Origin of the sequence: Salinibacterium sp. M195, assembly GCF_019443965.1 — a bacterium.
Classification (GTDB): domain Bacteria; phylum Actinomycetota; class Actinomycetes; order Actinomycetales; family Microbacteriaceae; genus Rhodoglobus.
Window position 1 is genome coordinate 2,595,538 of record NZ_CP040814.1, and the last position, 26,386, is coordinate 2,621,923.

Below are 26,386 nucleotides of genomic sequence, written 5' to 3' on the forward strand. Positions count from 1 at the left end.
GAGCTCACTATGCTCGACGCCGCAATCGGCAGTGGCCGCCACGAACGCCCGTGTGTGTTCGAGGCGTTTGCCCGCCGCCTCCCTGACGGTCGCCGCTATGGCATCGTCGCGGGAACGGGGCGGCTTCTTGAGCTGATTGAGCAATTCCGTTTCGGCGATGACGAGTTGTCGTTCTTGCAGCAGAACAAGGTTGTCAGCTCAGGCACCATTGACTGGCTTGCCGACTACCGTTTCACTGGCAAGATTGCGGGCTACCGCGAAGGCGACGTCTATTTTCCTGGCTCCCCCGTGCTGATCGTTGAGGGAACATTTGCCGAAGCGGTGCTTCTCGAAACTCTTACGCTGAGCGTGCTGAACTACGACTCCGCCGTCGCATCCGCAGCTTCTCGCATGGTGACCGCCGCCGATTCGCGACCGGTTGTCGAGATGGGCTCGCGCCGCACGGGCGAACGCTCCGCCGTGGCATCCGCGCGCGCAGCGTACATCGCTGGCTTCACCGCCACCAGCAACTTGGAGGCCGGCCGCCAGTGGGGCGTGCCAACGATGGGAACGGCAGCACACTCCTTCACTCTGCTTCACGATTCAGAAGAAGAAGCTTTCCAGGCGCAAGTGGATGCTTTCGGACCGTCAACAACTTTGCTCGTCGACACCTACGACGTTGAAACTGCGGTGAACCTCGCGGTGAAAGTGGCCGGAACGGAATTGGGGGCAGTGCGTATTGACTCTGGTGACCTGGCTGTCCAGGTCGCCACCGTTCGGGCGCAACTCGATTCTTTGGGCGCGACAAACACTCGCATCACCGTCACCAATGATCTTGACGAGCATGCGATTGCTGCTTTGCGGGCAGCACCCGTCAATTCCTACGGCGTGGGAACTTCTGTCGTGACAGGTTCCGGGCATCCCGCCGCTGGCATGGTGTACAAACTTGTCGCCCACCACAACGATGCGGGTCAGTGGGTTTCGGTCGCCAAAAAGTCGACAGCAAAGGCGACGATCGGTGGCCACAAAGCCGCGATGCGCACCCTCGAGGGCGGCATCGCGAGCACCGAATTGATCTACCAGGCTGTTGACGGTCGCCCGGATGTCGAGGGGCGTGAGCTCATCGTCGATCTCGTTAACGACGGTGTGGCGGATGCTCGCTGGTTGGGTCGCGAAGGCACGCGTGCCGCACGCGACCACCGCGAGCAGGCTCTCGCTGAACTACCCGAGAACGCTTTTCGGCTTTCGCGTGGCGAACCCGTCGTGCCGACTCTCTACCGTTAGAAGCTAAGCGCTACGCCTTCATCTTTTCGTAGACGTCTTTGCAGGTCGGGCAGACGGGAAACTTCTCGGGGTCGCGGCCCGGGGTCCACAACTTGCCGCAGAGGGCACGAATAGGCTTGCCGGATAACGCGGATTCCATGATTTTGTTCTTGGGCGCGTAGTGCGAGAAGCGTTCGTGGTCGCCCTCTTCGACCTGCTCCTGATTGAGCAGCTCTTCGAGTTCGCGGTCGAGCGTGTCGGTTCCGCCGCCTGTGTGATCGGTGTCAGCCATAGATCGATTCTACTTCGTGTTGCGCGTCTTAGTTCTGAGAAGAGAGGGCGAGTAACTCTGGTCCTCGACGAACCATGATTCGACCGCCCCAGTACACACCGACGACGAGCACAAGCAGCCCGAGCGGCAGCCCGACGATGAACGGCGCCCAGTACGGATCGAGTGTCGCGAAAGGGGTGAAGAACACCACGGCAAGCACGGGAGCAGCAAATATGAGGCTGAGCACAAAGGTGAATGTCTGCACCGTTGCGGCGTTCGAGACCAACGCCTGAGGCTGGATGAATGCTCCGTGCCCAGGAAGAGGTGCGGCATAGGGGAATGCTGCCGAACTCACGCTTGACACGCCCAGCGCTGCGAAGAGCAGGCACAGGCTAAGTCCGATGAGCCCCGGAAGCGCTTCATTATTACCGACGATAACAACCGTGAGGATGCTCCCCAGAATAGCCAGCGGGATGCCAACAAGCAGGTTGGGAACGATTCGACCCCAGCGGTCATCTGCACCCTTGGTGTGAGCCGAGACATGGGTCCAGAGCGCGGTGTTGTCATGCGCAACATCGTTATGCGCGCTCCAGCCCAAGAACAAACACATCACGGGAACCGGAATCCACGCGATAACGTCAGCGCCGATACCGCCAACGAGGAGCGCCGCCACCATGCCGATCGGGATAATCGGGATTGCTGCCAACGCAACGAAATAGCGTGCGTCGCGAGCCCAATAGCTGAGGCTTCGTGCGGCGATTGCGCCCAATGGTGTTGACGGCATGAGCCGAAACCAGCCCAACCCTGATCGGTAGGTCGCTACCGCACTGCGTTCGGGGCGGGAAAGCACATAGCCGAGCATGAAGTACCAGCACAGCGCGAGCAGAAGCAAGAACCCGAAAGCAATGGCGAGTTTCGCCGCGGCCTCACTGCCATTACCCGCAGCGCTAGCGGCTGGGGCGCCGAACGCAACACCGAGCGGTGTCCATTCGAGCACGGCAGCGCTTCGCCTCAGCACCGGAAGAACTTGCGACTGGTAGTCCGACAAAGCAAGAATGACGGCGAGCGGAAGCGACGCGATCACGACCGCGACAGAAATGAAACCAAAAACCTCACGCAGTCGTCGCGTACTCAAGTACCGCGCAGCCAAGAGACTTGCCAGTCTGGTGCCGATAATGGCGGTGGCGATCACGATGACACCCGAGAGCACCGCAATGAGGGCGGAGCTGGCGTCTGGCGACCAAGCAACAACTTGCGCTATTGCGAGACCGACGAGCATGACGGCGGGGATGCTGATAGCGCCGGCGAGCAACAGGAGCAGGGCTAGACGCAGTCTGGTGACGGGCAGGTACGAGAAACGGCGCGGATCTAAGGCGTCATCCGCGTTCCAACCCAACGGCATGAACAAGAAACCTGCCAGCACTAGTGATCCGAAAACGACCAGGGTGCTTCCCGCGATTTCAGGGGTTGTGTCGCGCAGACCCGCAACAGCTGTGACGGCGATGACAAACAATACGGCGCTGTAAATCAGCATCAAACCTACGCTTGCCGCAACGAGTGGACCTCGTCGGAACGTGTTCGCGACGAAGGTTAGTTTCAGTCGGAGAAACTGTTTAACCACTCGAGGCCTCCCCCACTAGAATTCTTACCGGTGAGCTGCACGAAGCGGTCTTCGAGAGACATTCCGTTGCGCACCTCGTCGATTGTTCCGTCGGCGAGCAGGGATCCTTCAACGATCACGGCAACGTGGCTACAGACACGCTGCACGAGTTCCATGCGGTGACTCGACAGCAGAACTGTTCCGCCAGCATTTACATACTGCTTCAGGATGCGGGTGACGGTTGCTGCCGAAACAGGATCAACAGACTCGAAGGGTTCGTCAAGAATCAGCAGTCGCGGCGAGTGGATCATTGCGGCCGCGAGCGCGACCTTTTTGAGCATGCCTGAGGAGTAGTCGCTGACGAGGCGACCCATCACATCGTCAAGACCAAACGCCGTAGCCAAATCTGCGGAGCGTTTTCTGACTTCTGCGGCTTTGAGGCCGCGCAGCACGCCGGAGTAGTACAGCAGTTGCGAGCCAGTAAGTCGGTCAAAGATGCGCAGACGGTCAGGGAGAACCCCCATCGATCGCTTGGCAATCTCAGGCGAATCCCACACGTTGACCCCGTTGACGCTGGCGGTTCCCGAATCGGGGCGCAAGAGACCGGTGATCATCGAGAGGGTGGTGGTTTTTCCAGCGCCGTTGGGACCAACGATCCCGTAGAAGACACCCGCACGCACGTTCAAGTCAATGTCGTTGACCGCAACCATGTCGCCGAAGCCCTTTGAGAGTCCCCGAACTTCCAGAACGCTTTCAGTGGATGTCGCTTCGATCCCGTGCGAGAGCGTCGGCGTCACCGCAACGACGGCATCGTTCTCTCGAGCCGGAGCGAGCTCAGGTTCAGCTTCGGGCTCGGCTTCGGCTTCGAGTTCTGGCTCGTCTACGGTGATGTCGACTGCAGTTTCGGCCTTGGAATCGGACTCAACGGAACGTTCCGGCTCAACCTGCAGCTCGGGCTCGGGCTCCGGCTCCGGTGTCGGTTCCGGCTCGCTCTGGTCGTCTGGCACCTGCACAGCGGCCTGAGCCGCAGCACTATCGACTACCGCATCGGAAGCAGAGTCAGCGTTGGGCTCGGCTTCGGAGTCCGGCTGGTCAACCGCACTCGCATCCTCGGCCACTTCTTCGGCCTCAACCTCAGGCGCTTTCGTCACCGCGGGAGCAGCAGGGGTAGCGGCGAATTGCGCTGCGAGTGCACGCAAGCGAGCCAAACCAGCGAGAACCCCATCCGGCTTCTCTACAGCTTGGGGCTTCTCGGCGCGAGCCGCTTCAGATGGCACTGACGCTGTTTTCGCCGTGTCAACGGTTGGCGCTACTGAGGTGAGCGCGTCCGACTCGGCAGTGTCGATATCGCCCGCGGTAGTCGCTGCATCGGCGGTATCCGCTTTTTCTGCGGACTCGGTGTCTGTGATCTCTGCGCGCGCCGTGACTGCGGATGCCTCGGGCGTAACGGCTGATTCCGAGACGGCTGCTGATTCTGGCGTCGCAGAAGTCTCAGACTCCGTGACGGCCGTCGGGGCTAACTCTTCGATTGAAAAAGGATTCGTCGTCGGAGGCGTCGGCTTCGGCTTCGGCTTCGGCTTCGGAGCAGCACTCTTCGTCGCCCGGGGCTTTGGCGCGGCGCGTTTCGGCGTTATTGGCTTGGGAGCTGTCGACGTGGATGCCGCTGGCTGCCGAGTCTTAGACGTAGCCGTCGTGGGCGCAGTTGGCTTGGGCGCCGTCTGCTTCGGCGCAGAGGGTTTGGCCGCAGAAGGTTGGGGCGCAGCGGCATTCTTAGGCGAGGCCCGAGTCGTCTTCGACCGTGCACCCGCCGTCGTCGTCGCCTTTGCGGTGGTCGAGGTCGTGTTTGCCGGCGTTGCCACTGTCTTTGCTGGAATCACCGCGGTGTTCTCAGAAGGGTCGTTAGTGGGTATCGTCGCTGAAGCTGCGGCTGCGGCGGGTGCTTTTCGCACGGCAGACGTTTTCGCAGCAGGCTTCTTGACGGCGGGCTTACGAGTAGCAGAAGCTGTTGGATTCGCGGTGGTCGATTTCGCTTGAGTACCCCGTGCCGCTGAAGGCTTCCTGGCACTAGTCGCGGGCTTCGTTACCGGCGGTTTAACAGTCTTCTTGCCCTCGTCGGGTGTTTGGGCGTTTTCCACTGTCCAAACCTACCAATCAGATGACTCGTGGATGAGCGAGTATCACAAATACACAACAACCCCACAATATCTATGGAGTTCTCAACCCACCCAGATACTCTGACTCTCGCACAAAGGTGTGTCAATTTTGCCAATCTCGGGTAAACAGCACGTTAACTGTGCCGTTATTTCCCGAGCCCCAGCACAACTGAGGAGACCACCATGACTACACAAGTCGTTATTTTAGCTGCCGGTATGGGCAGCCGCTTGGGCCGCTCACTTCCGAAGCCGCTTACTGAGCTCAACGATGGCCGCACCATCATGCAGCAGCAGTTCGACAACATCCATCACGCATTTAGCAACAACGCCAAGGTGACGATCGTCGTTGGCTACAAGCTCGAACACATCATTGAGGCTTTCCCTGAAGCGTCGTTCGTCTATAACGAGCAGTACGACCAGACCAATACCTCCAAGAGCCTCCTGCGCGCGCTTCAAGCGTCAGCGCCCGGTGGAGTTCTGTGGATGAACGGCGACGTGGTCTTTGACCCCGCCGTTCTTGAGCGTGCCGCTTCGATGGTTGCTCGCGATCAGTCATTCGTCAGCGTGAACACCGCCAAGGTTTCCGACGAAGAAGTCAAGTACACGACGGATGCAGAAGGTTTCATCAAGGAACTCTCCAAGACCGTCAAGGGCGGCCTCGGCGAAGCCGTCGGCATCAACTACATTTCGCGCGATGCAAAAGCCGCACTAATTCGTCACCTCAAGAAGGTCGGTGACCAGGATTACTTCGAGCGTGGCATTGAGCTCGCCATCGAAGAAGACCGCCTGCTCATCGAACCGATCGATATTTCAGACCTGTACGCCATCGAGGTCGACTTTGCCGAGGACCTCGAACGCGCAAACCTCTTCGTCTAAGCACACGCTCGGCTCGCTTGAGCCGCGTGGAAAATGCCCGCTCCGCACTCTGTGTCTGGCGGGCATTTCTGCGAAAAGTGACGAATCGTTCACAGCACACAGGCGGCGTTCGCCTGAATAGCGTTTCGCCCGCCTAATATAGGGGCGTGGCGAACACAGCACTGGGTCGATCTGCATGGTCTCCCCTCACCCGATACCGCCGCATTCTCTGGTTGCTCACTATGCGCGACCTGCGCGTGCGGTATTCCACCTCAGCCCTCGGCTACGTGTGGTCAGTTCTTGACCCATTGGTGATGGCGGGCATCTACTGGTTCGTGTTCACTCAGGTCTTCGACAAAGCAGTCGGCGAAGACCCGTACATCGTCTTTCTTCTCACCGCCCTCTTGCCGTGGATGTGGTTCAACGGAGCAGTGTCGGATGCCACCCGTGCCTACTTGCGTGAAGCCAAACTCATTCGATCCACCAAGATCCCTCGCACTATCTGGGTTGCTCGACTTGTGCTCTCAAAGGGCATCGAGTTCATTGCCAGCCTGCCGGTTCTCGCTTTCTTCGCGATCGCAACGGGAGCGGTGCTGCACTGGGAAGCGGCATATTTCGTGCTCGGCGTTCTGCTGCAGGCCGTTCTCACGGTGGGAGTTGGCCTGATTGTGGCTCCCCTCGTCGTGTTCTTCCGCGACCTCGAGCGGGCAACGAAACTGGCGCTGCGCTTTCTCTTCTACGCATCGCCCATCATTTATGGCATCCCCGATCTGGCGAAGCTCGGACTCGACGGTCTCGCAGCGTTCAACCCACTCGCGGGCATCTTCTCCCTTTACCGCGCAGCGTTCTTTCCTGACCAACTCGACTGGTTCGCCGTACTCATCGGGGCGCTCATGAGCCTCATCCTGGTTGGCATCGGAGTTCTCGTCTTCACACGCACCGAGCGTGCCGTGCTGAAGGAGATTTAATGAACGACGACTACGTCATCCGGGTTGACGACGCCGGCATCCGGTTTCGGCTCAACCGCCGCTCACGACGCAGCTTCAAGGATCTCTTTGCTGGACGCAAACGTCGCGCTCGAGCCGACGAGTTCTGGGCGCTCCGCAACGTAAGTTTCGACGTCACCGCTGGCGAAGCGATCGGTGTGGTTGGCCGAAATGGTCAAGGCAAGTCAACCCTGCTCAAACTGGTCGCCGAAGTCATGCTTGCCGATGAGGGCGCCGTGCATGTCGGCAAGGGCGTGGCTCCGCTCATCGAGATTACGGGTGGGTTCGTCGACGATCTGAGCGTGCGTGACAATGTGTATCTCACTGCGGGTCTGCACGGCATGACGAAACACGAAATCAATGATCGATTCGACGAAATCATTAGTTTTGCTGAGATCGAGCGCTTCATCGATACCCCGTACAAGCATCTGTCGAGCGGCATGAAAGTTCGCATCGCGTTCGCCGTGATCTCTCGCCTCGAAGAACCCATCATCTTGGTGGATGAGGTTCTGGCGGTCGGCGACAAGGCGTTCCGCGAGAAGTGCTATCGCCGAATAGAAGAACTTCTCACAGGCGGGCGCACCCTATTCTTCGTCTCTCACAACGAACGAGATCTTCGCCGTTTCTGTAGCCGTGGCCTCTATCTAGACAAGGGCGAGCTCGTACTGGACGGTCCCATCAACGATGTCCTCGCACGCTACAACGAAGATTACGGTTCCTGAACAGCTGCTCAACTCTCGGTGAGGCGTCAGACCACTCCGGTACGCTGAAACCCATGGAACCTAGCGAACTAAACACGTCGCATCCTATGGTTGTGCGCGGCATCGACCGCGTCCTCACCGTTCAGCGCCCCGTCGTCTTGGCGCACATCCGCAGCATCCGTAAAGGCAAACCGCACGCTAGTCCCGACGAGATCATCACGGTTCTCGAGCGTCGCTACTTAGCTGCCGTGACGACCGGCGGCGCGCTTGTCGGCGCCAGTGCGGCAATTCCCGCTGTCGGCACCGGAGCGTCTTTGGCACTCTCAAGCGTTGAGACCGCTGGCTTCCTTGAAGCCTCAGCCCTCTTCGCTCAATCGGTCACTGAAGTGCACGGAATCGTTGTTGACGACCCCGACAGGGCGCGCGCCCTCGTCATGACCATGGTGCTCGGCACGGCGGGCAGTGACCTCGTAAAACAGCTCGCCGCTCAGGCCACTGGCTCAGGCGTCGTGCGCTCTGCCTACTGGGGTGAAACGCTAGCCAAAGGCGTGCCGACCGCACTCATGGGGCCACTCGCCGATCGAATCAAGCACACCTTCGTGAGGAAGTTTGCGGCCGCCCAAGGCACCAACATCGTTGGTCGGCTCATGCCGTTCGGTATCGGAGCGGTCATCGGCGGTGGAGGAAACAACATTCTGGGGCGGCAGATCATCCGTACCGCGCGCCAGGGATTCGGACCGACTCCCGTGACGCTACCGTCATGGCTCGAACCGGTCATAGTCCTGCCCAAGGCACCGAAACAACCCAAAGCCATCAAAGTTCGCACCGTTCGCAGCGAACCCAAACGACGACTTCAGTTGCCCCAACGACGTAAGCGTCAGGGCTGGGTCGAACTAGAGAGCTTTGCCGAACTCGACAGCCACGTCGATATCGACAGCCTGACCCCAGATCAGAGCGACCCCCGACCGTGATTGAGCTATTCGCTGGTGGGTGACTCGTCGTCGTCTTCCTCGAAAGGGTCAACCTCGCTGCTCCGACGATCGCCAATGTGAATCTGAGCGTGACGGTGCCACAGTGCGATCAGCGATTCGACAGCATCATGGAAGCGTGCGGTCGCGGAACCCTGAGCGGTATCGCCGAAGTGACGTTCTGCCCAATACCCCAAGTTTTCCTTCGCTTCGACGTCGAATTGCACCCGATCGACGATCGAGAGAATGTCTCCAGCCTCGTCAGCGCGCAACCACTCGCATGATCCGAGGTATCCGGCCTCGTCGATATCGGCCAGAGGCGAAACAGGTCGAGCAACGATCAGCGGTTTACCCGTCGCGAGCCGGTCATAGACCATGGCCGAAACGTCCGTGATCGCGACATCCGCTGCCACCAACTGCCAACCCAGTTCTTTGCCATCGTCATAGATATGTTGAACCGAGGGATCGGACGCGTTGGCTTCGGCGATTGCCGCAATGATCGCAATATTGGCATTCTTGTACTCATCGTCAACAACGCCACTGCGAGGGTGTGGACGATAGATGAAGCGGTGGGTCTCACTGGCGAGAACAGCTTTCGCTAACGCGACACCGTGGGTGGCAATTGAGCCGTAGGCCGCAGCTTCTCTATCGCCCTCCCACGTGGGCGCATAGAGCACAACGGTGCGATCGTCGGGAAGATAAGGCAATTCGCCCGCGAAATGGTCGGCCTGCGGCCGGCCAATCGGAATCGCCTTCTTGGTGAGATCGAAATCCCATAACTTGTGGCTCAACCTGTCGAGCGCAGCAGCCCCGGCGACAAAACTGAAGTCGTAGGCCTTGAACTGGTTCGTCGTCATGTACATTTTGTCGCTCTCACCATGGTTGATGAAAACGTGCCACATGCGCCCATACCGGAACATCTGAAAGTTCTTAGCGTTCTGATTGACGTAGAAAATAATCTTGAGCGGCTGCTCGGCCACAAATTGCTCAAGCTCAGAAACACGGCGCAAGTAGACAGTGGGCACTGGGGCTTCGTCCCACAATGCCAACACTGAACTGGGCGAACGCGCGATGATCGCTACCGGGAAACGTTTCGAGAGCTCGGCGAGGGGGGCGTACCACTGTCGTATTTGATACAAATTGACCTTGGTATCAGCAAAATAGACGGCGATCGTCACTGACCCGGGATCGGGAAGCGGATGCGCGCCAACCAGCCCAGCAACACGACGCCGATTACGGCGAGAACGCAACATTGTGCGCACCACCTTGCGTGCGGTCGTGAAATCTTTTAGTAGCGCCATGGTCTCAATCAAATCAGTGGAGGGCCGGTACAACGCACTTCTCACCGCACCGTTATCGAGCCGATGCTGATGCGATGGAGTGAGATTGGGCCGCAGTTTCGATAGTACCCGCACCGCCGTTTGCGCATTCGGGCGGGCACAGTACTAGAATCCGCAAGTTTTTGCAGGTTTAGAAGGTACGATTGATAGAATGACCGATTCTGATTCAACCGCACCGTCTGAAACCACCGAGACCGCGATCACTTTCTCCGACCTCGCTCTCAGCGATGCGGTATTGAAAGCGGTCCGCGAGATCGGCTACGAGACGCCTTCGGCTATTCAAGCAGCCACTATTCCTACTCTTCTAGCAGGGCGCGACGTCGTCGGCCTCGCCCAGACCGGCACGGGAAAGACGGCAGCCTTCGCGCTGCCAATTCTCTCGCGCCTCGATGTATCCCAGAGCAAGCCACAGGCACTCGTGCTCTCCCCCACCCGCGAACTCGCGTTGCAGGTGTGTGAGGCATTCGAGAAGTACGCCACTCACATGCGTGGCGTTCACGTGCTCCCCGTTTATGGCGGACAGGCCTACGGCGTTCAGCTTTCGGCATTGCGCCGTGGCGTTCACGTTGTTGTCGGCACTCCCGGCCGCATCATGGACCATCTCGCTAAGGGCACGCTTGACCTCTCCGAGCTCAAGTACCTCGTTCTCGATGAGGCCGACGAAATGCTCAAGATGGGCTTCGCCGAAGACGTTGAGACGATCCTCGCTGACACCCCCGATGACAAACAGGTCGCTCTCTTCTCCGCGACGATGCCGGCACAGATTCGCCGCATCTCCAAGAAGTACCTGAACGATGCCGAAGAGATCACGGTCAAGGCCAAGACCACAACCTCGGCCAACACCAGCCAGCGCTACCTGATCGTTTCCTACCCGCAAAAGGTGGATGCCCTCACCCGCATCCTCGAAGTCGAAAACTTTGAAGGCATGATCATCTTCGTTCGCACAAAGAGCGAAACCGAAAACCTCGCCGAGAAGTTGCGTGCCCGCGGTTACTCCGCAGCCGCCATCAGCGGTGACGTTGCCCAGGCCCAGCGCGAACGCACCGTCAACCAGCTCAAATCGGGCAAGCTCGACATCCTCGTGGCAACAGACGTTGCTGCTCGTGGACTCGACGTTGACCGCATCAGCCACGTGGTGAACTTCGACATCCCCGTCGATACCGAGTCGTACGTGCACCGCATCGGCCGCACCGGTCGTGCCGGTCGCAGCGGTTCGGCAATCAGCTTCGTCACTCCTCGCGAGCGTCGCCTGCTGACCGCCATCGAGAAGGCCACGCGCCAGCCGCTCACGCAAATGCAGCTTCCCTCGGTTGAAGACGTCAACTCGACGCGCCTCACGCGCTTCGACGACGCCATCACCGAAGCGCTTAACCAGCAGCCACGCATTTCGGCGTTCCGCGACATCATTGCTCACTACGTCGAGCACCACGATATTCCCGAGACTGATGTTGCCGCCGCGCTTGCCGTTGTAGCTCAGGGCGACACTCCCCTGCTTCTCTCGGCTGAAGAAGAGCGCGCTCAGCGCTTTGCGGAGCGCGACGAGCGCAAGGTACGCACCGATCGCCCCGAGCGTGGTGGCGACCGCGGCGGTGAGCGTGGTGACCGTCCAGAGCGTCGCCCGCGTTCCACTAAGCCGATGACGGCCTACCGCATTGAAGTCGGCAAGCGCCACCGCGTTGAGCCCCGCCAGATCGTGGGTGCTCTCGCCAATGAGGGTGGATTGAACCGTGACGACTTTGGTCACATCCAAATTCGTCCAGACTTCTCGCTCGTCGAGTTACCTGCCGACATGTCGAAAGATGTTTTGGATCGACTTCGCGATACCCGCATCAGCGGCAAGCTGATTGAAATCAGCCCCGACCGCAAGGCGAACGGCGGCGGAGGCGGCCAATACCCTAGCCGGGATCGTTCATTCGAAGGTGGCGCCCGCGCTAACCGCGAACGCGAAGAATCACGCGGTTACAACAACCGCGATTCAGCCCCTCGGGAGAGTGCCGGACGCGATAGCGGAAGCCGTGATGGTGGAAGCCGTTACGAAGATCGCCCCACGCGCAAGCCGCGCAGCTAGCAGTTCGCAGAAAACACGTTCATAGCCCTCAGCGGCAGTCTCGTCACGGAAGCGTGGAGGCTGCCGCTGAGGCCGTTAAGCCTCGCTTGCGGGCTTAGATCACGGGAGGGCGACCAGCACGCGTCATCCGACCAACAGTCGCCAAGCTCATGCTTCGGCGGCCACCGGGATTCTCTCGCCAGCCCGCGAACCAGCCACCCCACCAGGCACGCATGCCGACGGGGTTTCGGGCTGACCGCAGAATTTGAATTGCCGTCCAACTCGCAACATAGATCGGCACGAGCAACACCGGAAGGTTTCGCTTCGCCAACCAGACGCGGTTTCGCGCATTGAGCCGGTAGTAGTAACTGTGACGGGCAGGATCGATCGCGGGGTGGTTGGCCACTAGATCGCCGGCGTACCAGGCACGCTTTCCGGCCGCCCACACTCTCCACGCCAGTTCAATGCCTTCATGGGCATAGAAGTAAGGGTCGCCCCAACCGCCGATCTCGTCGAAGAGGTCCCGGGGCATGAGCACGGCACCTTCCCACACAGAAAACACGTCGCTGGGATGCTGCGGGTCACCTTTGCGGATCCTCGGAATCCACCGGCGCGGGTTCTCTTTGCCTTCAGCATCTTCAACGCGAGGCTGCAGGAGTCCGATGGTGGGGTCTGCAACCATTTTCGCTACCGCGTCGCTCAGGAACGTTGGCGACGGGATGCTGGCGTCGTCATCTAGGAAGAATATCCAGTCGCCATGCACATGCTCGACGCCGCGATTGCGCCCCGCCGGAATGCCGAGGTTAGCGGTCAGATGAAGGCCGCGTACGGCATCCGGCAGCCCGACAGGATCCCAACCGTTTCCGACGACAATGATGTCGAGTTCGACGCCCTGCTGTGCCTGCAATGAAGCAAGTCCGCTGGCGAGATCATCGGGGCGCTTTCCTTGACTGAGGCAAACCACGCCGATGCGATGGGTCATGAGCGAACGCGCTTGGAGGCCATGATCGCGACGAAATGCCCGACCAATGCGAGCGCGGCGAGCGGAAGCAAAATGAGCAATACCGTGCGCTCAGCGGCGAGCGCGGGAACGAAGAGCGCCACAATTGCTGTCGCGAACGCGATCATGGTGAGCTCAACCGAATGATAAAGACGATGGAACGGCACGAAGCGCGCGAACCGGCGAAGCTTGGCAACCACGCTGTGGCTGGGTTCCGCTTCCCCTTTGCGATCACTGAGCTTCTCAAGCCCCGCATTGGCACGCGCTACATGAACCATGTCATTGAGCGCTTTGTTCAACACGATGAGGAGCGCCAGTGCGAATCCCGCGGTCGTCCACGCGAAATCCGCCGGAAAATCGAGAGGCCACCCCGCCGCCCGAAGGCCAAGGGCGATGGGGATGAGGGCTTCGGTGCTGTAGTGCCCAACCTTGTCAAGAAATACCCCCGCCGGCGAGCGCGTATTACGCCAGCGAGCAACTTCACCATCGCTGCAGTCGACGAGCATCTGCATCTGGCCGAGGATGAGCGCGAGGGCAGCACCGGTCATGCCAGGGATAAGGAGGGCAGCGGCCGTAAGCCAGCCCGTGAGAATCATGAGCCCGGTGACGCCGTTGGCGCTGATCGAGGTCTTCAGCAGCATCCAGGTCAAGTAGGGCGAAATGTCGCGAAGGTACAGCGACGCTGTCCAATGCTCGGCGTTGGCGCGCATCCGCACCTCTGGGGGTTGCGTCACTTCGCGTAGCTGCGCGATGCTGTGCGGTCGGGCTGAGGGCCCTGCTGGTGTGTGGGTAGACACGCGGTTACCTTCCCGTTTGCGCAGTGATGTTCTTAGTGAGTTTGAGAAACCCGAGAATGAAGCCTGAGCCCCAGCCGAAATGGATGCACGGCAGCACAATCAGATACCAAAGACCTGATCGTAGCCCTTCTCTCGCGGCGGCAACAGCCGACGCCGCGATCACGAAGAGCAGATAGATCGCCGGTGCAACGTAGGCAACGGATAACCAGCTAGCGCTTGTCGCGCTGCCGAAGATGCCCACAATGAGTCCCACGACGGTGCCGAGGACAGCAAGCGGCGGCACGAAGTAGCGGAGCGAATTTGCGGTGCCGAATCGACGCGCGAGTTCTCCACGCCAGATTCCGGTAGCCACGAACTGGCGAATGAGTTTGCGCAAACTGGAGCGAGGTCGGTAGACGACCTGAAGCTCGGGGGTGAACCAGACAGTGCCGCCAGTAGCGCGCAGGCGTCGGTTGAGTTCCCAGTCCTGGCCGCGTTTGATGTCCTCGGCGAAGAGACCCACCTCAACGAGGCGGGCGCGCTGGAAAACGCCGAGGTAGGCAGTGTCTGCTGGGCCTTCTTTTCCCCCGGTGTGATGCTGGGTGCCTCCGAGGCCCTCTGGCGAACCATAAGCGTGGGCAACTGCCCGTTCGAAAGGAGTGCGACCCACGGCCTTCATGATGCCGCCGACGTTATCTGCCCCGGTGCGCTCAAGCGTTTCGACGGCGAGACGCGTGTAATTGCTTGGCAGCACGGAGTGAGCGTCTACTCGCACCACGATGGGGTGGGACGATGCGCGAATCGCCGCGTTCAGCCCGCCGGGGGTGGAACCGAGTTCGTTGGGGATGTGACGGATGCGCGAATCGTTCTGAGCCATCGCATCGATAACATCGTTCGTTCCGTCGACGCTGGGGCCAAGCGCAAGAACGATCTCGAAGGGTCCTTCGTAATCTTGCGCCGTAAGGCTGTCGACGGCTGCCTCGATGTGTTCAACTTCGTTGAGTACGGGCATCACGTACGACACACCAGTGAGGGCTTGTGCCTTCTTTGCCATGGGTTCCAATACGTCAGGACCGGGTTGTCGGTCGAGCTTATCGCGTCACATACCTACTGCGGTGGTTACACACGTATGCGGCGTGCACGGGCTTGTTGGCCCGGGCACGCCGCATACGTGGCTGGTTCGTATTACTGGAGTGAACCAAGGGTGACGTCGACGGTGTATCCCTTACCGTCGCGCACGTAGGTGATGGTGGTTTTTTCACCAGCAGAGTGGGCACGCACCTGGGCGGTGAGATCAGTCTTGTTCGTGATCGGCAGGCCATTGAAGCCGGTGACGATGTCGCCTACTTTGAGTCCAGCATCCGCTGCGGCCCCACCCGAGGAGACATCAACGATGCTCGCGCCGACGACTTCAGCATCGCTTTGTGCAGGATCGTCGGTGACGTCGGCGACGGATGCTCCTAAGAGTCCGTGGGTCGCCGTTCCGCTTTCAATAATCTCGTTGGCGATTCGGCTGGCGAAGTTGGAAGGAATCGCGAATCCGACCCCAATGCTGCCGGCGTTGCCGCCCGATGAGGCGATTGCGACGTTGATGCCGATCAGTTCACCATCGGAGTTGAGCAATGCGCCACCGGAGTTTCCGGGGTTGATCGCCGCATCCGTTTGGATCACTGACAGTGCAACCGAGGCTTCGCCTGCTGAGCCCTGACCGCTGCCTTGGCCATTTTCACCGAAGAGGTCGAAGTTCCAGAGATCGGGACTTTCTGAGTCGTCGGGAGCATCCGGGCTTGCTTCGGGATCTTCAGGAAGCGCTGACGATGCGATGGTGATGCTCCGATTGAGAGCACTGACGATTCCGCTGGTCACGGTGCCAGAGAGCCCGAGGGGCGCGCCGATCGCGACGGTGCTGTCACCGACGTTGAGGGCGCTTGAGTCTGCAATGTTGACGAACGGGAGGTCTTCCGCATCATCGATGTGGATCACGGCGATGTCGGAAATCGGGTCGAAGCCGACAACCGTTGCCGAAAGGAGACGTCCGTCGCTTGTAGTGACGGTGACTTTGGGATCGGCAACTTCACCGTCGAGGGTGACGACGTGTGCATTGGTGATGACGTTTCCGTCGGCACTAATAATGACACCGGATCCGCTGCCGCCCGCGTTCTGTCCACTCACGTTAATGGTGACAATGGCGGGGGCCGCTTTGGCGACGACCGAGGTGACGAGTGTCGCGTTACCGGGGTCGTTCACGGTGATGGATGCGGGACTTGCTGTGCCGCTGACTGCTGAGGTGGCTTGATTGCCGACCGCCCAGAGGGCTACGCCGGCTCCGGAGGCCCCACCAAGGAGCGCGACGATCGCGAATCCGGCGACGAGTCCGAGCGTCATGCCAGATTTCTTCTTTTCGGGCTTCGAAGAGTCGGGAGCTGCGCCGGCCGTGGCGGCGGGGCCGAAGCTGGCGCCATCGTGTGCCGGAGGAATCGTGGCGACTACCGCCCCGTCAAGTGCCACGGTTGGCGCACTGATCGGAGTGGCTTCAGCAGGGTGCTCTGCATCCGCTGCCATCGTGTTTGGGGCAGGAACTTGTTCGCCTGTCGGTGGTGCTTCGCCTCCTGGCGTTGCGTCACTGCTCGAAGTCGCATCCACAGAGGACGCTGCCTCGGTAGGGAGCGCGGCCTCATTGCTTGGAGTTGTTGGGGTGGTATTTTCGCCGGGCGTTGTTGCGGGGGTCGACTCTTCGGGGACCTCAGTCATGTTGTGCTCCTTTCGGCGATGCAAGCTTCCATCGCCAACCTGTGCATTCTATTTGGGTGCGCTGTACGAGGGCTGCGTGGTCGCCGCAAGTCGACCGTGGCGAGTCCTCTCATCGCCATAGATCTGCAGGAGGCCGCCCCGGAACGGACACGGGAAGCCGGCCGCGTGGGATCCCTTCCTTGCACTCTCTTGACGCGAGAGTCCGTGATCTTTAGTCTTAGCAACACCGCATGGGAGCGCTTCCACGACCGAGGCGAAGCACCTTTTTTCGTGCACTCAACCAAAGGATGTCCGTGAATACGCGCACCAGCACCCACCGCGACTCGGGTCTCGAATTCGCTTCGGACTTTATGATCGGATCGGCCACCGCGTCCTATCAAATCGAAGGCGCGGTCAACGAAGGCGGCCGAGGGGCCTCCATCTGGGACGCCTTCAGCGCGATCCCCGGCAATATCGTGAATGGCGACACTGGGGCGATTGCCGACGACCACTACCACCGGCTTGAGAGCGACCTCGACCTGATGTCGTCGCTCGGACTCGAGGCCTATCGTTTCTCAATCGCGTGGCCGCGCATCCAACCGCTCGGTTCCGGCGAACCGAATCAGGCCGGGCTCGAGTTCTACGGTCGCCTTGTCGACGGGCTACTTGCTCGCGGCATCCGCCCCATCGCCACCCTGTATCACTGGGACCTCCCGCAAGCACTAGAAGATACTGGCGGCTGGACTTCGCGAGAAACCGCTTATAGGTTCGCCGAGTATGCGGCAATCGTCGGGGCCTACCTCGGGGATCGCGTGGACTGCTGGACCACGCTCAATGAGCCCTGGTGCAGCGCCTATCTTGGCTACGGTTCTGGAGCTCACGCCCCTGGCCGCACCGAGCCGCTCGCAGCGCTGAAATCGGTGCATCACTTGCAACTGGCCCACGGTCTTGCACTTCGGGAATTGCGCCGCACGGTCAGCACCGACGCCGAGTATTCCGTCACCTTGAACTTTCATGTGCTTCGCGGCGATGACGCGACGTCCGCTGAAGCCAAGCGCCGAATTGATGCCCTGGCGAACCGGGCATTCACCGGCCCGATGTTACGTGGCGAGTATCCGGCGGATCTACTTGAGGACACCGCGGGAATCACGGACTGGGCATTCGTGCTGCCCGGCGACCTCGAGATCATCCATCAAGAGATTGATTTCTTAGGCGTCAACTATTACTCCACGACGACGGTGCGGATGTGGGATGGCGCTTCTCCGAGAGAGAATGCGGATGGACACAAGGACGTTGGTGGCTCGCCCTGGCCGGGGAGCGAAAACGTCGAGTTTCAGACGCAGGCCGGCCCGTACACGTCAATGGGGTGGAACATCGCCCCAGACGGTCTCGAAGAACTGCTCGTCTCGCTGAGCGAACAGTTCCCGGAACTCCCCTTGGTGATCACCGAGAATGGCGCAGCATTCGAAGACGCTGTCGAGGATGGCGCAGTGCACGATGACGAACGAGTCGACTACCTTCGCCGGCATTTCGCTGCGGCCCACCGCGCTATGGCTCGCGGTGTTGACCTTCGCGGCTACCTCGTGTGGTCGCTGCTCGATAATTTCGAGTGGGGTTATGGCTACAGCAAACGATTCGGAATTGTGCATGTCGACTACGACACCCAAGTTCGGACTGTCAAAGACAGCGGGCTCTGGCTCACGACTCTGATCCGCGAGCGGCGGCTTCCCTAGCGAGGTTATGGGGCGGCTACGATTAGCGCCATTGCCGCCCACGAAAGGCACTGATGACGCAGGAAACGGATGCACCTGCCGTCGTTCCACCAACGCTGCTCGCTGTTGCCCAGCTTGCCAAGGTGTCGCGTTCGACAGCATCACGGGTGCTCAACGGTTCTCCTCAGGTGACAGAAGAGGCGATTGCTGCGGTCACCAGAGCCATCTCCGAGCTCAACTATGTGCCGAACCGGACAGCGAGGAACCTGGCGAACCGCACCACGCAGTCCATCGCAATGGTTATCCCGCAGCAGACATCTAAATTCTTCGCAGACCCCTATTTCGCTGCGGTCATTCAAGGCGCAGCGCTGCACATGGCGTCGACGGAATACACTCTTACTCTGTTGATTGAATCTGATGACGATCCGCAGAAAACACGGCGGTTCCTTGAGGGCGGCAATGTGGATGGCGCCCTCATCTTGTCGCATTACACCCGTGACGCGGATTACGTGGCGCTCTCTCGCAATTTGCCCGTGGTGTTCGGTGTTCAACCGTTGAGCACCGACGAGGGACCCTACTCGGTCGTTGACGTCAACAATGTGGAGGCGGCAGTTCTTGCCACTCAGCTTCTCATTGGCCACGGCTGCACCCAGATCGCCATAATCGGTGCACCGTTGGGGATGTCCGCTGGGCGTGATCGCGCGGAGGGCTGGCGCTCGACGCTGGCTTCAGCCGGCCTGGCTGAGGGCCCGTTCGAAGAGGGCGATCTCACGCCTGCGGGTGGCGCGGCGGCCATGGAGCGTCTTCTGGATGTTGGTCGGCCGATCGACGGGCTGGTGGCAGCGACGGCTCAGATGGCACAGGGGGCAATGGGCGTGCTGAAGGATCGTGGCATTGCCGTTCCCGAAGATATCGCTGTGGCGACTATCGACAACAACTTCTTTTCGACGAGCACCCATCCACCGTTGACTTCAGTCGATCTAAATACCGACCTGAAGGGTGCAGTGATGGCGGAAACGCTGCTGCGGATTGTGCGGGGCGAGATCGTCGAAAAGTTCACCACGATTCCGATCGAGCTCATCGAACGCGAATCGACCCGCGCGAGAAGCTGACCATGGTGGGGCTGCCGTGATCAGGACGCTCGACTTTCTCCAGACAAAGGCAGAAACCGTGCCCGCAACTGGTTAGGCTTGCGGGACAATGACAGTCACTGGATCTTGGGAACGCGCCGCCAATGGCGCCATGCTACTCGGCGCCGACGGGCAGCTAAGTCAGACAATTTTTGCCGAAATGTCGGCGCTCGCGATGAGCACCGGTGCCATCAATCTGGGCCAAGGCTTCCCGGACGAAGACGGGCCCATCGAAGTTTTGGATGCCGCCCGCAAAGCGATCAGCGACGGCATCAACCAGTACCCGCCCGGCAACGGCCTTCCGGTGCTACGAAATGCGATCGCCGAACACCAAGAGCGTTTCTACGGCATCGAAATTGACCCCGATACGCAAGTATTCGCTACTGCTGGCGCCACAGAAGCTCTTGCCGCAACCATCCTTGCCCTCACGAGCGAGGGCGACGAGGTCATCACCCTCGAACCCTTCTACGACGCTTACGGCGCCATGATCAACTACGCGCGCGCCACCCATGTGACCGTGCCACTGCGGGCTCCTGACTTTCAGCCCAACCACGAAGACATCAAGGCTGCCTTCAGCGGACGCACGCGCCTCATCATTCTCAACAGCCCCCACAACCCCACCGGTGCTGTGTTAGACCGCGAAACACTCGAGCTCATTGTCGAACTCGCCCATAAATACGACGCCCTCATCGTCACCGACGAAGTGTACGAACACATCACCTTCGGCTACGAACACATCCCCATTTCGAGCCTGCCCGGGGCCTTCGACCGCACCGTCAGCATCTCGAGCGGTGGCAAAACGTTCAACACCACCGGCTGGAAAATTGGCTGGATTACCGGGCCTCAGCCCATCCTTCAGGCCATCATGGCCGTGAAGCAGTACCTTACATACGTCAACGGCGCGCCATTCCAGCCGGCGATCGCTGCCGGACTCGGACTGCCAGACAGCTACTTTGACGGCCTGGCTAGCGGCCTCGCCCGCAAACGCGACACTCTCGGCGCTGGTCTTCGCAGCGCAGGGTTCGACGTCAGCACACCCCAAGCTGGCTACTTCATCATTGCGGATGCCGCACCCCTCGGAGTCACGGATGCTGCAGAATTTTGCCGCACCCTGCCCGACCTCGCCGGTGTCGTCGGAATCCCCATCACCGCGTTCGTGCACCCTCAGAATCACGACGACTACAACACGCTCATCCGCTTTGCCTTCTGCAAGAAGACGGATGTGCTCGATCGGGCCGCCGCCCAGCTCTCAGGCATGAAACTGCGCCACTAGCTGCGGGCGCGATGCCCGGAGGACAGACGCATCCGACGCACTAAAGACGACAAGGCAGCAGTTGACGTCTAGCGCTCGTCGCGTGGTCGCACTTCGTAGCGACGCAACTCGAGCGCCGGGTTGATCGCGCGCACCTCATCAAGACGGGCGAGCTCGATGTGAGCGACAGCAACATCGGTGCGCTCACCGATCGTCACCAGCTCGACGCCCATCGGGTCGACGACCATGCTGTTGCCGACGCCAATCGGCGGCGCGTGATCGGCAGCCGCAACAAAGACCGTGTTCTCAATGGCGCGTGCCGTGAGCAGGGTGCGCCAGTGGTATTCCTTCAGCGGACCACGCACCCACTCGGCCGGTACAACAATCAGGTTGGCTCCGGCATCCACCAAGCGGCGAGACACCTCAGGAAAACGGATGTCGTAGCACGTCTGCAATCCGACGGTAAACCCCTCCCACGCGAAGGTCTCTGGCGCACCAATCGACCCGGGAATGACCCAGTCGGATTCGCGTTGGCCGAACGCATCGTAGAGGTGCTGCTTGCGATACGTCGCAACCACAGCGCCGGTTGGCGCAATCGCTACGAGGGTGTTTGAGAAGCGGCCGATTTCGTCGCGTGACTCCAACATGCCGGCAGCGACATGAATGCGTAGGCGTTGCGCCAATGACGTTAGCGCCTGAACGAATGGGCCGTCGAGGGGCTCCGCCGCAGCCAGCCAGTCGTCGCCCATTTTCGGCGTGAAGTACGACGAGTATTCCGGAAAGACCACAAAGCTGGCACCGCGAGATGCCGCGCGCTCAGCAAGCTCCGTGATCGTGGCAATGTTCTGCTCGCGATCGGCACCGGACGCAAACTGGGCAACAGCGATACTCGAAGCGGAAGTCATAACTCCAGCCTACGACCCGCCATCCGCGATTTGCTTGCGATACGGCAGCAGCGCGGCCTTCATGCCAATTCCGAGTACGCCAACGAGACGATCGTCGCGGTAGTAACCAACGGCAGCCTGCTCGGTGAGGTCTCCCTCGAGGATGCGGATGTCGTCATCCGACACCAGCCCCAACAGTCCATAGGCTTGCAGTTTGATCTCAAACTGGTTCGACCAGAACGACGGCATCGGAGCGAACGGTTTCGCGACTACGTCAGCGAAGGTTCCATCGTCGGCAAGGTGCGCCGCGAGTACGGCACCAGCACGCTTACCGGTGTCGGTCGGGATGTTCCAGTGCTCGATACGTCGCGGAACGTCATCAAACATGGGGTTCGGGAAGCGCGCGATATCGCCAACGACATAGACATCGTCACGAGCGACACCTGACGTCGAGACCGCACGCATCGCGTTATCGGCGAGCACACCATCGCTCAGATCAAGATCGGTGTCGGCGAGCCATTCGCTGTTGCAGTCGGAGCCAACAGACTCGATCAGAACATCGGCGGGCACAACGGTGCCATCGCTGAGTTCGACAGACTCAACGGAAGCCTCACCGTTGATCGCCGCGACGTTCACGCCAGAGAAAATCTCTACGCCCTCCGCGGTGAGACGACGGCGCATTTCCTTCGCGACGAGGTCACCCAAGGGGCGCATCATGGGCTCAGCACTCGGCGTCACAATCGTGACTGCACAGCCCAGCTTGCGGGCAGTCGCACTCAGTTCGCAGCCCAAGAAGCCCGAACCGACGACAACAACACGAGCGCCCGGGGTGAGCTCCGCCCGCAACGCCATCGCGTCATCAAGCGAACGAACGACATGACGGCCAGTGATCGGCGCGAAGTCCAAGCGACGAGCACGCAAGCCCGTTGCAATGACCAGGGCACGCCACTCGTGCACGTTGCCGTCGTCAGTTGTCAGGGTTCGAGCATCGAGATCGACCGCGGATGCCCGCACCCCGAGCATCCACTCAACATCACCCATCTCGGCGCGCGACGGAAACGCGACAGCTTCGTGAGTGACGTCTGTGGCCAACACCTCTTTAGACAAAGGCGGACGGTTATATGGCGCGTGAAGTTCGTCGCCAACAACCCGGATAGCACCGGTGTAGCCCGAGCGACGAAGAGACTCCGCCGCGCGCAGTCCACCCATCGCCGCACCGACAATAACGACCGGTGCGGCGGGGTTAGCCTCAGACACTATTCGACGATTCGAATAGCCTGCATTGGGCACACATCTACAGCGGCTTCAATGTTGTCGCGCTCCGAGTCAGGCGCTTCAGCCACATACTCAAGTTTGTCGTCATCGTTGAGCTTGAAGTTGTCGGGTGCCTCAAACACGCACTGGCCGTAGTGCTGGCACTGGTTCATGTCGACTTCGATTTTGATCATCGTTTTTCCTCAACTCTCGACGGGTAGAGATCTTTAGATGGAGTTCGAATACCTCGGAACTCCCAATCGCCACCCATTGCCGTCGACATTACCTCTTCACTCTGGGTCGGCTGTGCACCCACGTCGGTGCGAATCGGAGTCGGCCCCGTAACAATGCGGTTCGTCAGCTTGCCGAGACCTTCAACTTCAACCTCGACAACATCGCCAGGCTGCACCGGGCGCGAGAACGCGGGCGTGCCCGAGAACAGCATGTCGCCGGGGCTCAACGTGATCGTGCGGGCGATATCGGCCACGAGGTAGTTCATGTCCCACTCCATGTTGTCGGTGTTGTCGTCTTGCTTGACCTCACCGTTCACGATGGTGCGCAATTGCTTGCCGCGGAAATCCCAGTCGGTTACGAGACCGGGACCGACGGGAGCGAGGGTGTCGCTGCCCTTGACGCGAAGCATAGAACCGGCATCCGTGTCTCGAAAATCATGCAGACCGTAGTCGTTACCGATCGAGTAACCAGCAATGTAATCGCTGGCTTGCTCTGGCGAAACGTTGCGGCAGGTGCGACCGATGACGATGACAATTTCACCCTCGAAGTTCAACCACTTGCAGCCCTCGGGGCGCACAACATCACCCTTGTGGGTGTTGAGGGCCGTGACCGGCTTCTGAAAGTAAGTCGGAGCCGAGGGTAGCTTCGTCATGAACTCTTCGGTGCGGCTCGCGTAGTTCAAGTGCACGGCAATGATCTTGCTCGGCTCGGTCGGAGGCAAATGGATCGCCTCGTCGACTCCCACCTCGCGACCGTCGCCAGCGACGAGCGTGTCACCGTGGCGCGTTACCTGAGTTGGATATCCATCAAGAAGTATTCTGCGGAGTTCAGTCACGAGAAAGAACCACATCCTTTGCTGCTGGGAAGCCACCTTCTGGCTTCGGGAACCACACGTGCACCTGACCGGTGCCGATGGAGTTTTCGTAGTCGCTGTACATCACGCCGGGAGCGGTGCACGCCTCTTCGCCAATCGCACCCGCCGTCATAAGCCAGTGACCAAACATGGCCTCGGGGCGCACCTTCTTGAACGCCGGCATGGTTTCCAACACCTGCGCGTGGTCGCCAGCCTTGAACCAGTCGAGGCGTTCGTAATCTGCCGCACGGGCAGCATCCGAGAAGATGTGGGCCGGGTCGGCCATCTCGTGCTTACGCAGATCGCGGAGCTTGTAGAACGTGTGCGAGAGAGCACCGGAGGCGAGCAGGATGACGCGGCGGTCGCTCTTGGCGATCGCTTCACCAATCGCGCGCCCCGCACGGAGGAAGTCTTCGTCAGTGGCGGTCTGGCAGATGGAGACGCTCACCCATTTCTTGTCTGGCAACCCCTTGCCGAGGTAGTCCCACAGGTTGATCGTGGCGTACATGATCGGCAGGTGCTCATCGTCGATCGGGGTGATCCACGTGCCGTTCTTTTCGGCCTGCTCCCCCATGAGCTTCGCGAGCTCGGGATCGCCGATGAAGTCATACGGCACACCGCTCATTCCGCGAGGCAACTCCTCTGAGGTGAACTTGCCGTGACGACGCTCGTGCGCGGTCACGACGAACTCAACCGTGGTCGCCCAGTGGCTGTCGAGCACGACAACAGTGTCGTAGTCGTCATTCTCGAAGTAGTCCTTGCGGAGCCGTTCGAGGCCTTCGACGAGCGTTGAGTCTTTGCCCTCATTGAGTTCCATGCGTATCTCTTTGGGCAACATGATCGTGGGTACGTGGGCGATCAGCCCAGCGCCAACAACTTCTCCCATGACTATTCCTTCCATCCGTTGGGTGCGAACACCGTGTTCTTAACATCTGCGTAGAAATCGAACGACCAGGTGCCGCCCTCGCGGCCAACACCTGACTTCTTGGAACCGCCGAAGGGCGCACGCAAGTCGCGCACGAAGAAGCAGTTCACCCAGATCGTGCCCGCAACAAGCTGCTTGGCGATCAAATCGGCGTGCTCCCGGTTGCCCGAAACGAGGATGGCGGCGAGACCGAATTCGGTGCCGTTGGCCATTGCGACGACTTCTTCGTCTGTCGTGAACGTTTGCATGGTCAGTACCGGCCCGAAGACCTCTTGCGTGACGATCTCGCTGCCGACTTCGGGGTTCTTCACCAGGGTTGGCGCGAAGTAGAGGCCACCAAGTTCGGCGTTTGGCCCGCCACCGAAGAGGATGTCAGCTCCGCCCTCCTTTGCACGATCGACGAAGCCCTTGATCCGCTCGAAGTGCACGCGGTGAACCTGCGGCCCGATGTCGGTCTCGATGTCGCGAGGGTCGCCCTGGCGCAGGGTCGCGACCTTCGTTTTGAATGCTTCGGCAAAGGCATCCGCAATGTTTTCGTGAACGAGGATGCGCGTGCCCGAGAGACAAACCTGGCCAGCATTGTCGTATTGCTCAACCGCGAGGGTTGCCGCCAGTTCGAGGTCGGCGTCTTCCATGACGATGCACGGGCTCTTGCCGCCGAGCTCGAAGCTGCAGGGTGTGAGGTTGTCTGCCGCGGCACGAGCGATCGACTTCGCCGTTGGTACCGAACCGGTGAACGAGATACGGCTGAGATCGGGGTGGCCAACGAGCGACGCGCCCGCCTCTTTTCCGTAGCCCTGTACAACGTTGAAGACGCCGGCGGGGAGACCGGCTTCGGCGGCGATATCCGCGAAGAGCGATGCCGTAAGCGGCGTCCACTCGGCAGGCTTCAGCACGACGGTGTCGCCGGCGGCGAGCGCGGGAGCGATCTTCCAGGTGGCGAGCATGAGGGGCGCGTTCCACGGCGTGATGAGCGCGGCGACTCCCGAGGGATCCCACGAGACGTGGTTGTTGTGGCCACGAGTTTCGAAGTCGGGATGCCCGAGGTCGTTCACGAGGTAGTCAGCGAAGAACCGGAAATTGTGGGCCACTCGCGGCATTACGCCGCGCAGGTGGCTGCGGAGGAGCGCACCGTTATCCATGGTTTCGACGTTGGCGAGGTCGCTGACGCGTTCTTCGACGAGGTCGGCGATCTTGTGCATGATTGCTGCACGGTCTTGGGGGCTAGTGGCAGCCCAGCCGGGGAATGCTGCACGCGCGGCGGCAACGGCAAGGTCTACCTCGCGCTGGCCACCGCGGGAAATTTCGCCGAGTGCGCTGGCATCGATCGGCGAAACGTTGGTAAAGGTCTCTTCGGAGGCGACACGCTCTCCATTGATGAAGTGCCGTGTGTCGACGGTCACTCCGGCTACTTGAACGTTGGTCATAGTGGTCCCGTCTCGAATCGCTCGCCGTTAAGTCATTCGGATGCTA

General features: G+C 60.3%; 24 protein-coding genes. 10 read left to right on the forward strand and 14 right to left on the reverse strand.

Translation table 11 applies throughout. The features are described from left to right. Window positions 1-9: 9 nt before the first annotated feature. Window positions 10-1,263, forward strand: a complete 1,254-nt coding sequence (locus FFT87_RS12420) for a nicotinate phosphoribosyltransferase (RefSeq protein ID WP_219950825.1) — start codon at window positions 10-12, stop codon at window positions 1,261-1,263. Window positions 1,264-1,273: 10 nt separating this feature from the next. Here the strand turns inward: FFT87_RS12420 and FFT87_RS12425 are convergent, their stop codons facing one another. From FFT87_RS12425 to FFT87_RS14655, 3 genes are all read right to left on the reverse strand, one after another. Next, complete coding sequence (locus FFT87_RS12425; protein WP_219949011.1) at window positions 1,274-1,534, reverse strand: DUF3039 domain-containing protein; 261 nt, start codon at window positions 1,532-1,534, stop codon at window positions 1,274-1,276. A gap of 28 nt (window positions 1,535-1,562) precedes the next feature. Beyond that, a complete protein-coding gene (locus FFT87_RS12430; RefSeq protein ID WP_219949012.1) occupies window positions 1,563-3,047 on the reverse strand; it encodes a hypothetical protein in 1,485 nt (494 codons plus the stop codon). Window positions 3,048-3,109: 62 nt separating this feature from the next. Beyond that, on the reverse strand, window positions 3,110-4,390 hold the full coding sequence (locus tag FFT87_RS14655; protein ID WP_255559931.1) for an ABC transporter ATP-binding protein: 1,281 nt from the start codon (window positions 4,388-4,390) through the stop codon (window positions 3,110-3,112). 40 nt (window positions 4,391-4,430) lie between these two features. Between FFT87_RS14655 and FFT87_RS12440 the strand changes: the two genes are divergently transcribed. From FFT87_RS12440 to FFT87_RS12460, 5 genes are all read left to right on the forward strand, one after another. Then, on the forward strand, window positions 4,431-5,147 hold the full coding sequence (locus tag FFT87_RS12440; protein WP_219949013.1) for a hypothetical protein: 717 nt from the start codon (window positions 4,431-4,433) through the stop codon (window positions 5,145-5,147). 302 nt (window positions 5,148-5,449) lie between these two features. Then, window positions 5,450-6,142: an NTP transferase domain-containing protein gene (locus FFT87_RS12445; protein WP_219949014.1), complete on the forward strand. Its 693-nt coding sequence runs from the start codon at window positions 5,450-5,452 to the stop codon at window positions 6,140-6,142. A 221-nt stretch (window positions 6,143-6,363) separates the two neighbouring features. Further along, a complete protein-coding gene (locus FFT87_RS12450) occupies window positions 6,364-7,089 on the forward strand; it encodes an ABC transporter permease (RefSeq protein WP_219950827.1) in 726 nt (241 codons plus the stop codon). Continuing rightward, the gene (locus FFT87_RS12455; RefSeq protein WP_219949015.1) at window positions 7,089-7,829 is read left to right on the forward strand and encodes an ABC transporter ATP-binding protein; all 741 of its coding nucleotides are present in this window, start codon (window positions 7,089-7,091) and stop codon (window positions 7,827-7,829) included. The genes FFT87_RS12450 and FFT87_RS12455 overlap by 1 nt, the downstream gene beginning before the upstream one ends. Window positions 7,830-7,882: 53 nt before the next feature. After that, entirely contained in the window at window positions 7,883-8,779 is an 897-nt protein-coding gene (locus tag FFT87_RS12460) for a hypothetical protein (protein ID WP_255559932.1), read from the forward strand. Window positions 8,780-8,784: 5 nt separating this feature from the next. On the opposite strand, the gene FFT87_RS12465 is transcribed toward FFT87_RS12460, so the two are convergent. After that, window positions 8,785-10,077, reverse strand: coding sequence for a CDP-glycerol glycerophosphotransferase family protein (locus tag FFT87_RS12465; RefSeq protein ID WP_219949016.1), 1,293 nt, complete (start codon window positions 10,075-10,077; stop codon window positions 8,785-8,787). Window positions 10,078-10,267: 190 nt separating this feature from the next. Between FFT87_RS12465 and FFT87_RS12470 the strand changes: the two genes are divergently transcribed. Next, window positions 10,268-12,184, forward strand: coding sequence for a DEAD/DEAH box helicase (locus tag FFT87_RS12470; RefSeq protein WP_219949017.1), 1,917 nt, complete (start codon window positions 10,268-10,270; stop codon window positions 12,182-12,184). Window positions 12,185-12,278: 94 nt separating this feature from the next. On the opposite strand, the gene FFT87_RS12475 is transcribed toward FFT87_RS12470, so the two are convergent. The 4 genes from FFT87_RS12475 to FFT87_RS12490 all read right to left on the reverse strand — a co-directional run bounded on the left by FFT87_RS12475 (window position 12,279) and on the right by FFT87_RS12490 (window position 16,690). Next, the gene (locus FFT87_RS12475; protein WP_219949018.1) at window positions 12,279-13,145 is read right to left on the reverse strand and encodes a glycosyltransferase family 2 protein; all 867 of its coding nucleotides are present in this window, start codon (window positions 13,143-13,145) and stop codon (window positions 12,279-12,281) included. Then, window positions 13,142-13,960 (reverse strand): CDP-alcohol phosphatidyltransferase family protein, encoded by an 819-nt coding sequence (locus FFT87_RS12480; protein WP_219949019.1) that lies wholly within the window; start codon window positions 13,958-13,960, stop codon window positions 13,142-13,144. Before FFT87_RS12480 ends, FFT87_RS12475 begins: the two co-directional genes overlap by 4 nt. 4 nt (window positions 13,961-13,964) lie before the next feature. Further along, the gene (locus FFT87_RS12485; RefSeq protein ID WP_219949020.1) at window positions 13,965-14,993 is read right to left on the reverse strand and encodes a glycosyltransferase family 2 protein; all 1,029 of its coding nucleotides are present in this window, start codon (window positions 14,991-14,993) and stop codon (window positions 13,965-13,967) included. A gap of 131 nt (window positions 14,994-15,124) precedes the next feature. Continuing rightward, on the reverse strand, window positions 15,125-16,690 hold the full coding sequence (locus FFT87_RS12490; protein ID WP_219949021.1) for a trypsin-like peptidase domain-containing protein: 1,566 nt from the start codon (window positions 16,688-16,690) through the stop codon (window positions 15,125-15,127). A 350-nt stretch (window positions 16,691-17,040) separates the two neighbouring features. Between FFT87_RS12490 and FFT87_RS12495 the strand changes: the two genes are divergently transcribed. The 3 genes from FFT87_RS12495 (at window position 17,041) to FFT87_RS12505 (ending at window position 20,784) form a co-directional block, all read left to right on the forward strand. Then, the gene (locus tag FFT87_RS12495) at window positions 17,041-18,402 is read left to right on the forward strand and encodes a GH1 family beta-glucosidase (RefSeq protein ID WP_255560158.1); all 1,362 of its coding nucleotides are present in this window, start codon (window positions 17,041-17,043) and stop codon (window positions 18,400-18,402) included. 53 nt (window positions 18,403-18,455) lie between these two features. Next, window positions 18,456-19,493, forward strand: a complete 1,038-nt coding sequence (locus FFT87_RS12500) for a LacI family DNA-binding transcriptional regulator (RefSeq protein ID WP_219949023.1) — start codon at window positions 18,456-18,458, stop codon at window positions 19,491-19,493. An 88-nt stretch (window positions 19,494-19,581) separates the two neighbouring features. Further along, complete coding sequence (locus tag FFT87_RS12505; RefSeq protein WP_219949024.1) at window positions 19,582-20,784, forward strand: aminotransferase class I/II-fold pyridoxal phosphate-dependent enzyme; 1,203 nt, start codon at window positions 19,582-19,584, stop codon at window positions 20,782-20,784. A gap of 68 nt (window positions 20,785-20,852) precedes the next feature. On the opposite strand, the gene FFT87_RS12510 is transcribed toward FFT87_RS12505, so the two are convergent. The 6 genes from FFT87_RS12510 to FFT87_RS12535 are packed head-to-tail and all read right to left on the reverse strand — an operon-like array spanning window position 20,853 to window position 26,340. Further along, complete coding sequence (locus FFT87_RS12510; protein WP_219949025.1) at window positions 20,853-21,668, reverse strand: carbon-nitrogen hydrolase family protein; 816 nt, start codon at window positions 21,666-21,668, stop codon at window positions 20,853-20,855. Window positions 21,669-21,677: 9 nt separating this feature from the next. Next, on the reverse strand, window positions 21,678-22,904 hold the full coding sequence (locus tag FFT87_RS12515) for an NAD(P)/FAD-dependent oxidoreductase (RefSeq protein WP_219949026.1): 1,227 nt from the start codon (window positions 22,902-22,904) through the stop codon (window positions 21,678-21,680). Further along, window positions 22,904-23,095, reverse strand: coding sequence for a ferredoxin (locus FFT87_RS12520; protein ID WP_009774276.1), 192 nt, complete (start codon window positions 23,093-23,095; stop codon window positions 22,904-22,906). Before FFT87_RS12520 ends, FFT87_RS12515 begins: the two co-directional genes overlap by 1 nt. Then, a complete protein-coding gene (locus tag FFT87_RS12525; protein WP_219949027.1) occupies window positions 23,092-23,970 on the reverse strand; it encodes a fumarylacetoacetate hydrolase family protein in 879 nt (292 codons plus the stop codon). The genes FFT87_RS12520 and FFT87_RS12525 overlap by 4 nt, the downstream gene beginning before the upstream one ends. Further along, complete coding sequence (locus tag FFT87_RS12530; RefSeq protein WP_219949028.1) at window positions 23,963-24,874, reverse strand: catechol 1,2-dioxygenase; 912 nt, start codon at window positions 24,872-24,874, stop codon at window positions 23,963-23,965. Before FFT87_RS12530 ends, FFT87_RS12525 begins: the two co-directional genes overlap by 8 nt. A 2-nt stretch (window positions 24,875-24,876) precedes the next feature. Beyond that, window positions 24,877-26,340, reverse strand: coding sequence for an aldehyde dehydrogenase (locus FFT87_RS12535; RefSeq protein ID WP_219949029.1), 1,464 nt, complete (start codon window positions 26,338-26,340; stop codon window positions 24,877-24,879). Window positions 26,341-26,386: the final 46 nt, after the last annotated feature.

Coding starts and splice junctions, on each gene's coding strand:
- FFT87_RS12530 (WP_219949028.1), bottom strand. CDS start 24,874: ATGGGAGAAGTTGTTGGCGCTGGGCTGATCGCCCACGTACCCACGATC.
- FFT87_RS12500 (WP_219949023.1), top strand. CDS start 18,456: ATGACGCAGGAAACGGATGCACCTGCCGTCGTTCCACCAACGCTGCTC.
- FFT87_RS12495 (WP_255560158.1), top strand. CDS start 17,041: ATGATCGGATCGGCCACCGCGTCCTATCAAATCGAAGGCGCGGTCAAC.
- FFT87_RS12455 (WP_219949015.1), top strand. CDS start 7,089: ATGAACGACGACTACGTCATCCGGGTTGACGACGCCGGCATCCGGTTT.
- FFT87_RS12485 (WP_219949020.1), bottom strand. CDS start 14,993: ATGGCAAAGAAGGCACAAGCCCTCACTGGTGTGTCGTACGTGATGCCC.
- FFT87_RS12465 (WP_219949016.1), bottom strand. CDS start 10,077: ATGGCGCTACTAAAAGATTTCACGACCGCACGCAAGGTGGTGCGCACA.
- FFT87_RS12450 (WP_219950827.1), top strand. CDS start 6,364: ATGCGCGACCTGCGCGTGCGGTATTCCACCTCAGCCCTCGGCTACGTG.
- FFT87_RS12510 (WP_219949025.1), bottom strand. CDS start 21,668: ATGACTTCCGCTTCGAGTATCGCTGTTGCCCAGTTTGCGTCCGGTGCC.
- FFT87_RS12490 (WP_219949021.1), bottom strand. CDS start 16,690: ATGACTGAGGTCCCCGAAGAGTCGACCCCCGCAACAACGCCCGGCGAA.
- FFT87_RS12470 (WP_219949017.1), top strand. CDS start 10,268: ATGACCGATTCTGATTCAACCGCACCGTCTGAAACCACCGAGACCGCG.
- FFT87_RS12505 (WP_219949024.1), top strand. CDS start 19,582: ATGACAGTCACTGGATCTTGGGAACGCGCCGCCAATGGCGCCATGCTA.
- FFT87_RS12430 (WP_219949012.1), bottom strand. CDS start 3,047: ATGCTGATTTACAGCGCCGTATTGTTTGTCATCGCCGTCACAGCTGTT.
- FFT87_RS12420 (WP_219950825.1), top strand. CDS start 10: ATGCTCGACGCCGCAATCGGCAGTGGCCGCCACGAACGCCCGTGTGTG.
- FFT87_RS12520 (WP_009774276.1), bottom strand. CDS start 23,095: ATGATCAAAATCGAAGTCGACATGAACCAGTGCCAGCACTACGGCCAG.
- FFT87_RS12445 (WP_219949014.1), top strand. CDS start 5,450: ATGACTACACAAGTCGTTATTTTAGCTGCCGGTATGGGCAGCCGCTTG.
- FFT87_RS12425 (WP_219949011.1), bottom strand. CDS start 1,534: ATGGCTGACACCGATCACACAGGCGGCGGAACCGACACGCTCGACCGC.
- FFT87_RS12460 (WP_255559932.1), top strand. CDS start 7,883: ATGGAACCTAGCGAACTAAACACGTCGCATCCTATGGTTGTGCGCGGC.
- FFT87_RS12535 (WP_219949029.1), bottom strand. CDS start 26,340: ATGACCAACGTTCAAGTAGCCGGAGTGACCGTCGACACACGGCACTTC.
- FFT87_RS12475 (WP_219949018.1), bottom strand. CDS start 13,145: ATGACCCATCGCATCGGCGTGGTTTGCCTCAGTCAAGGAAAGCGCCCC.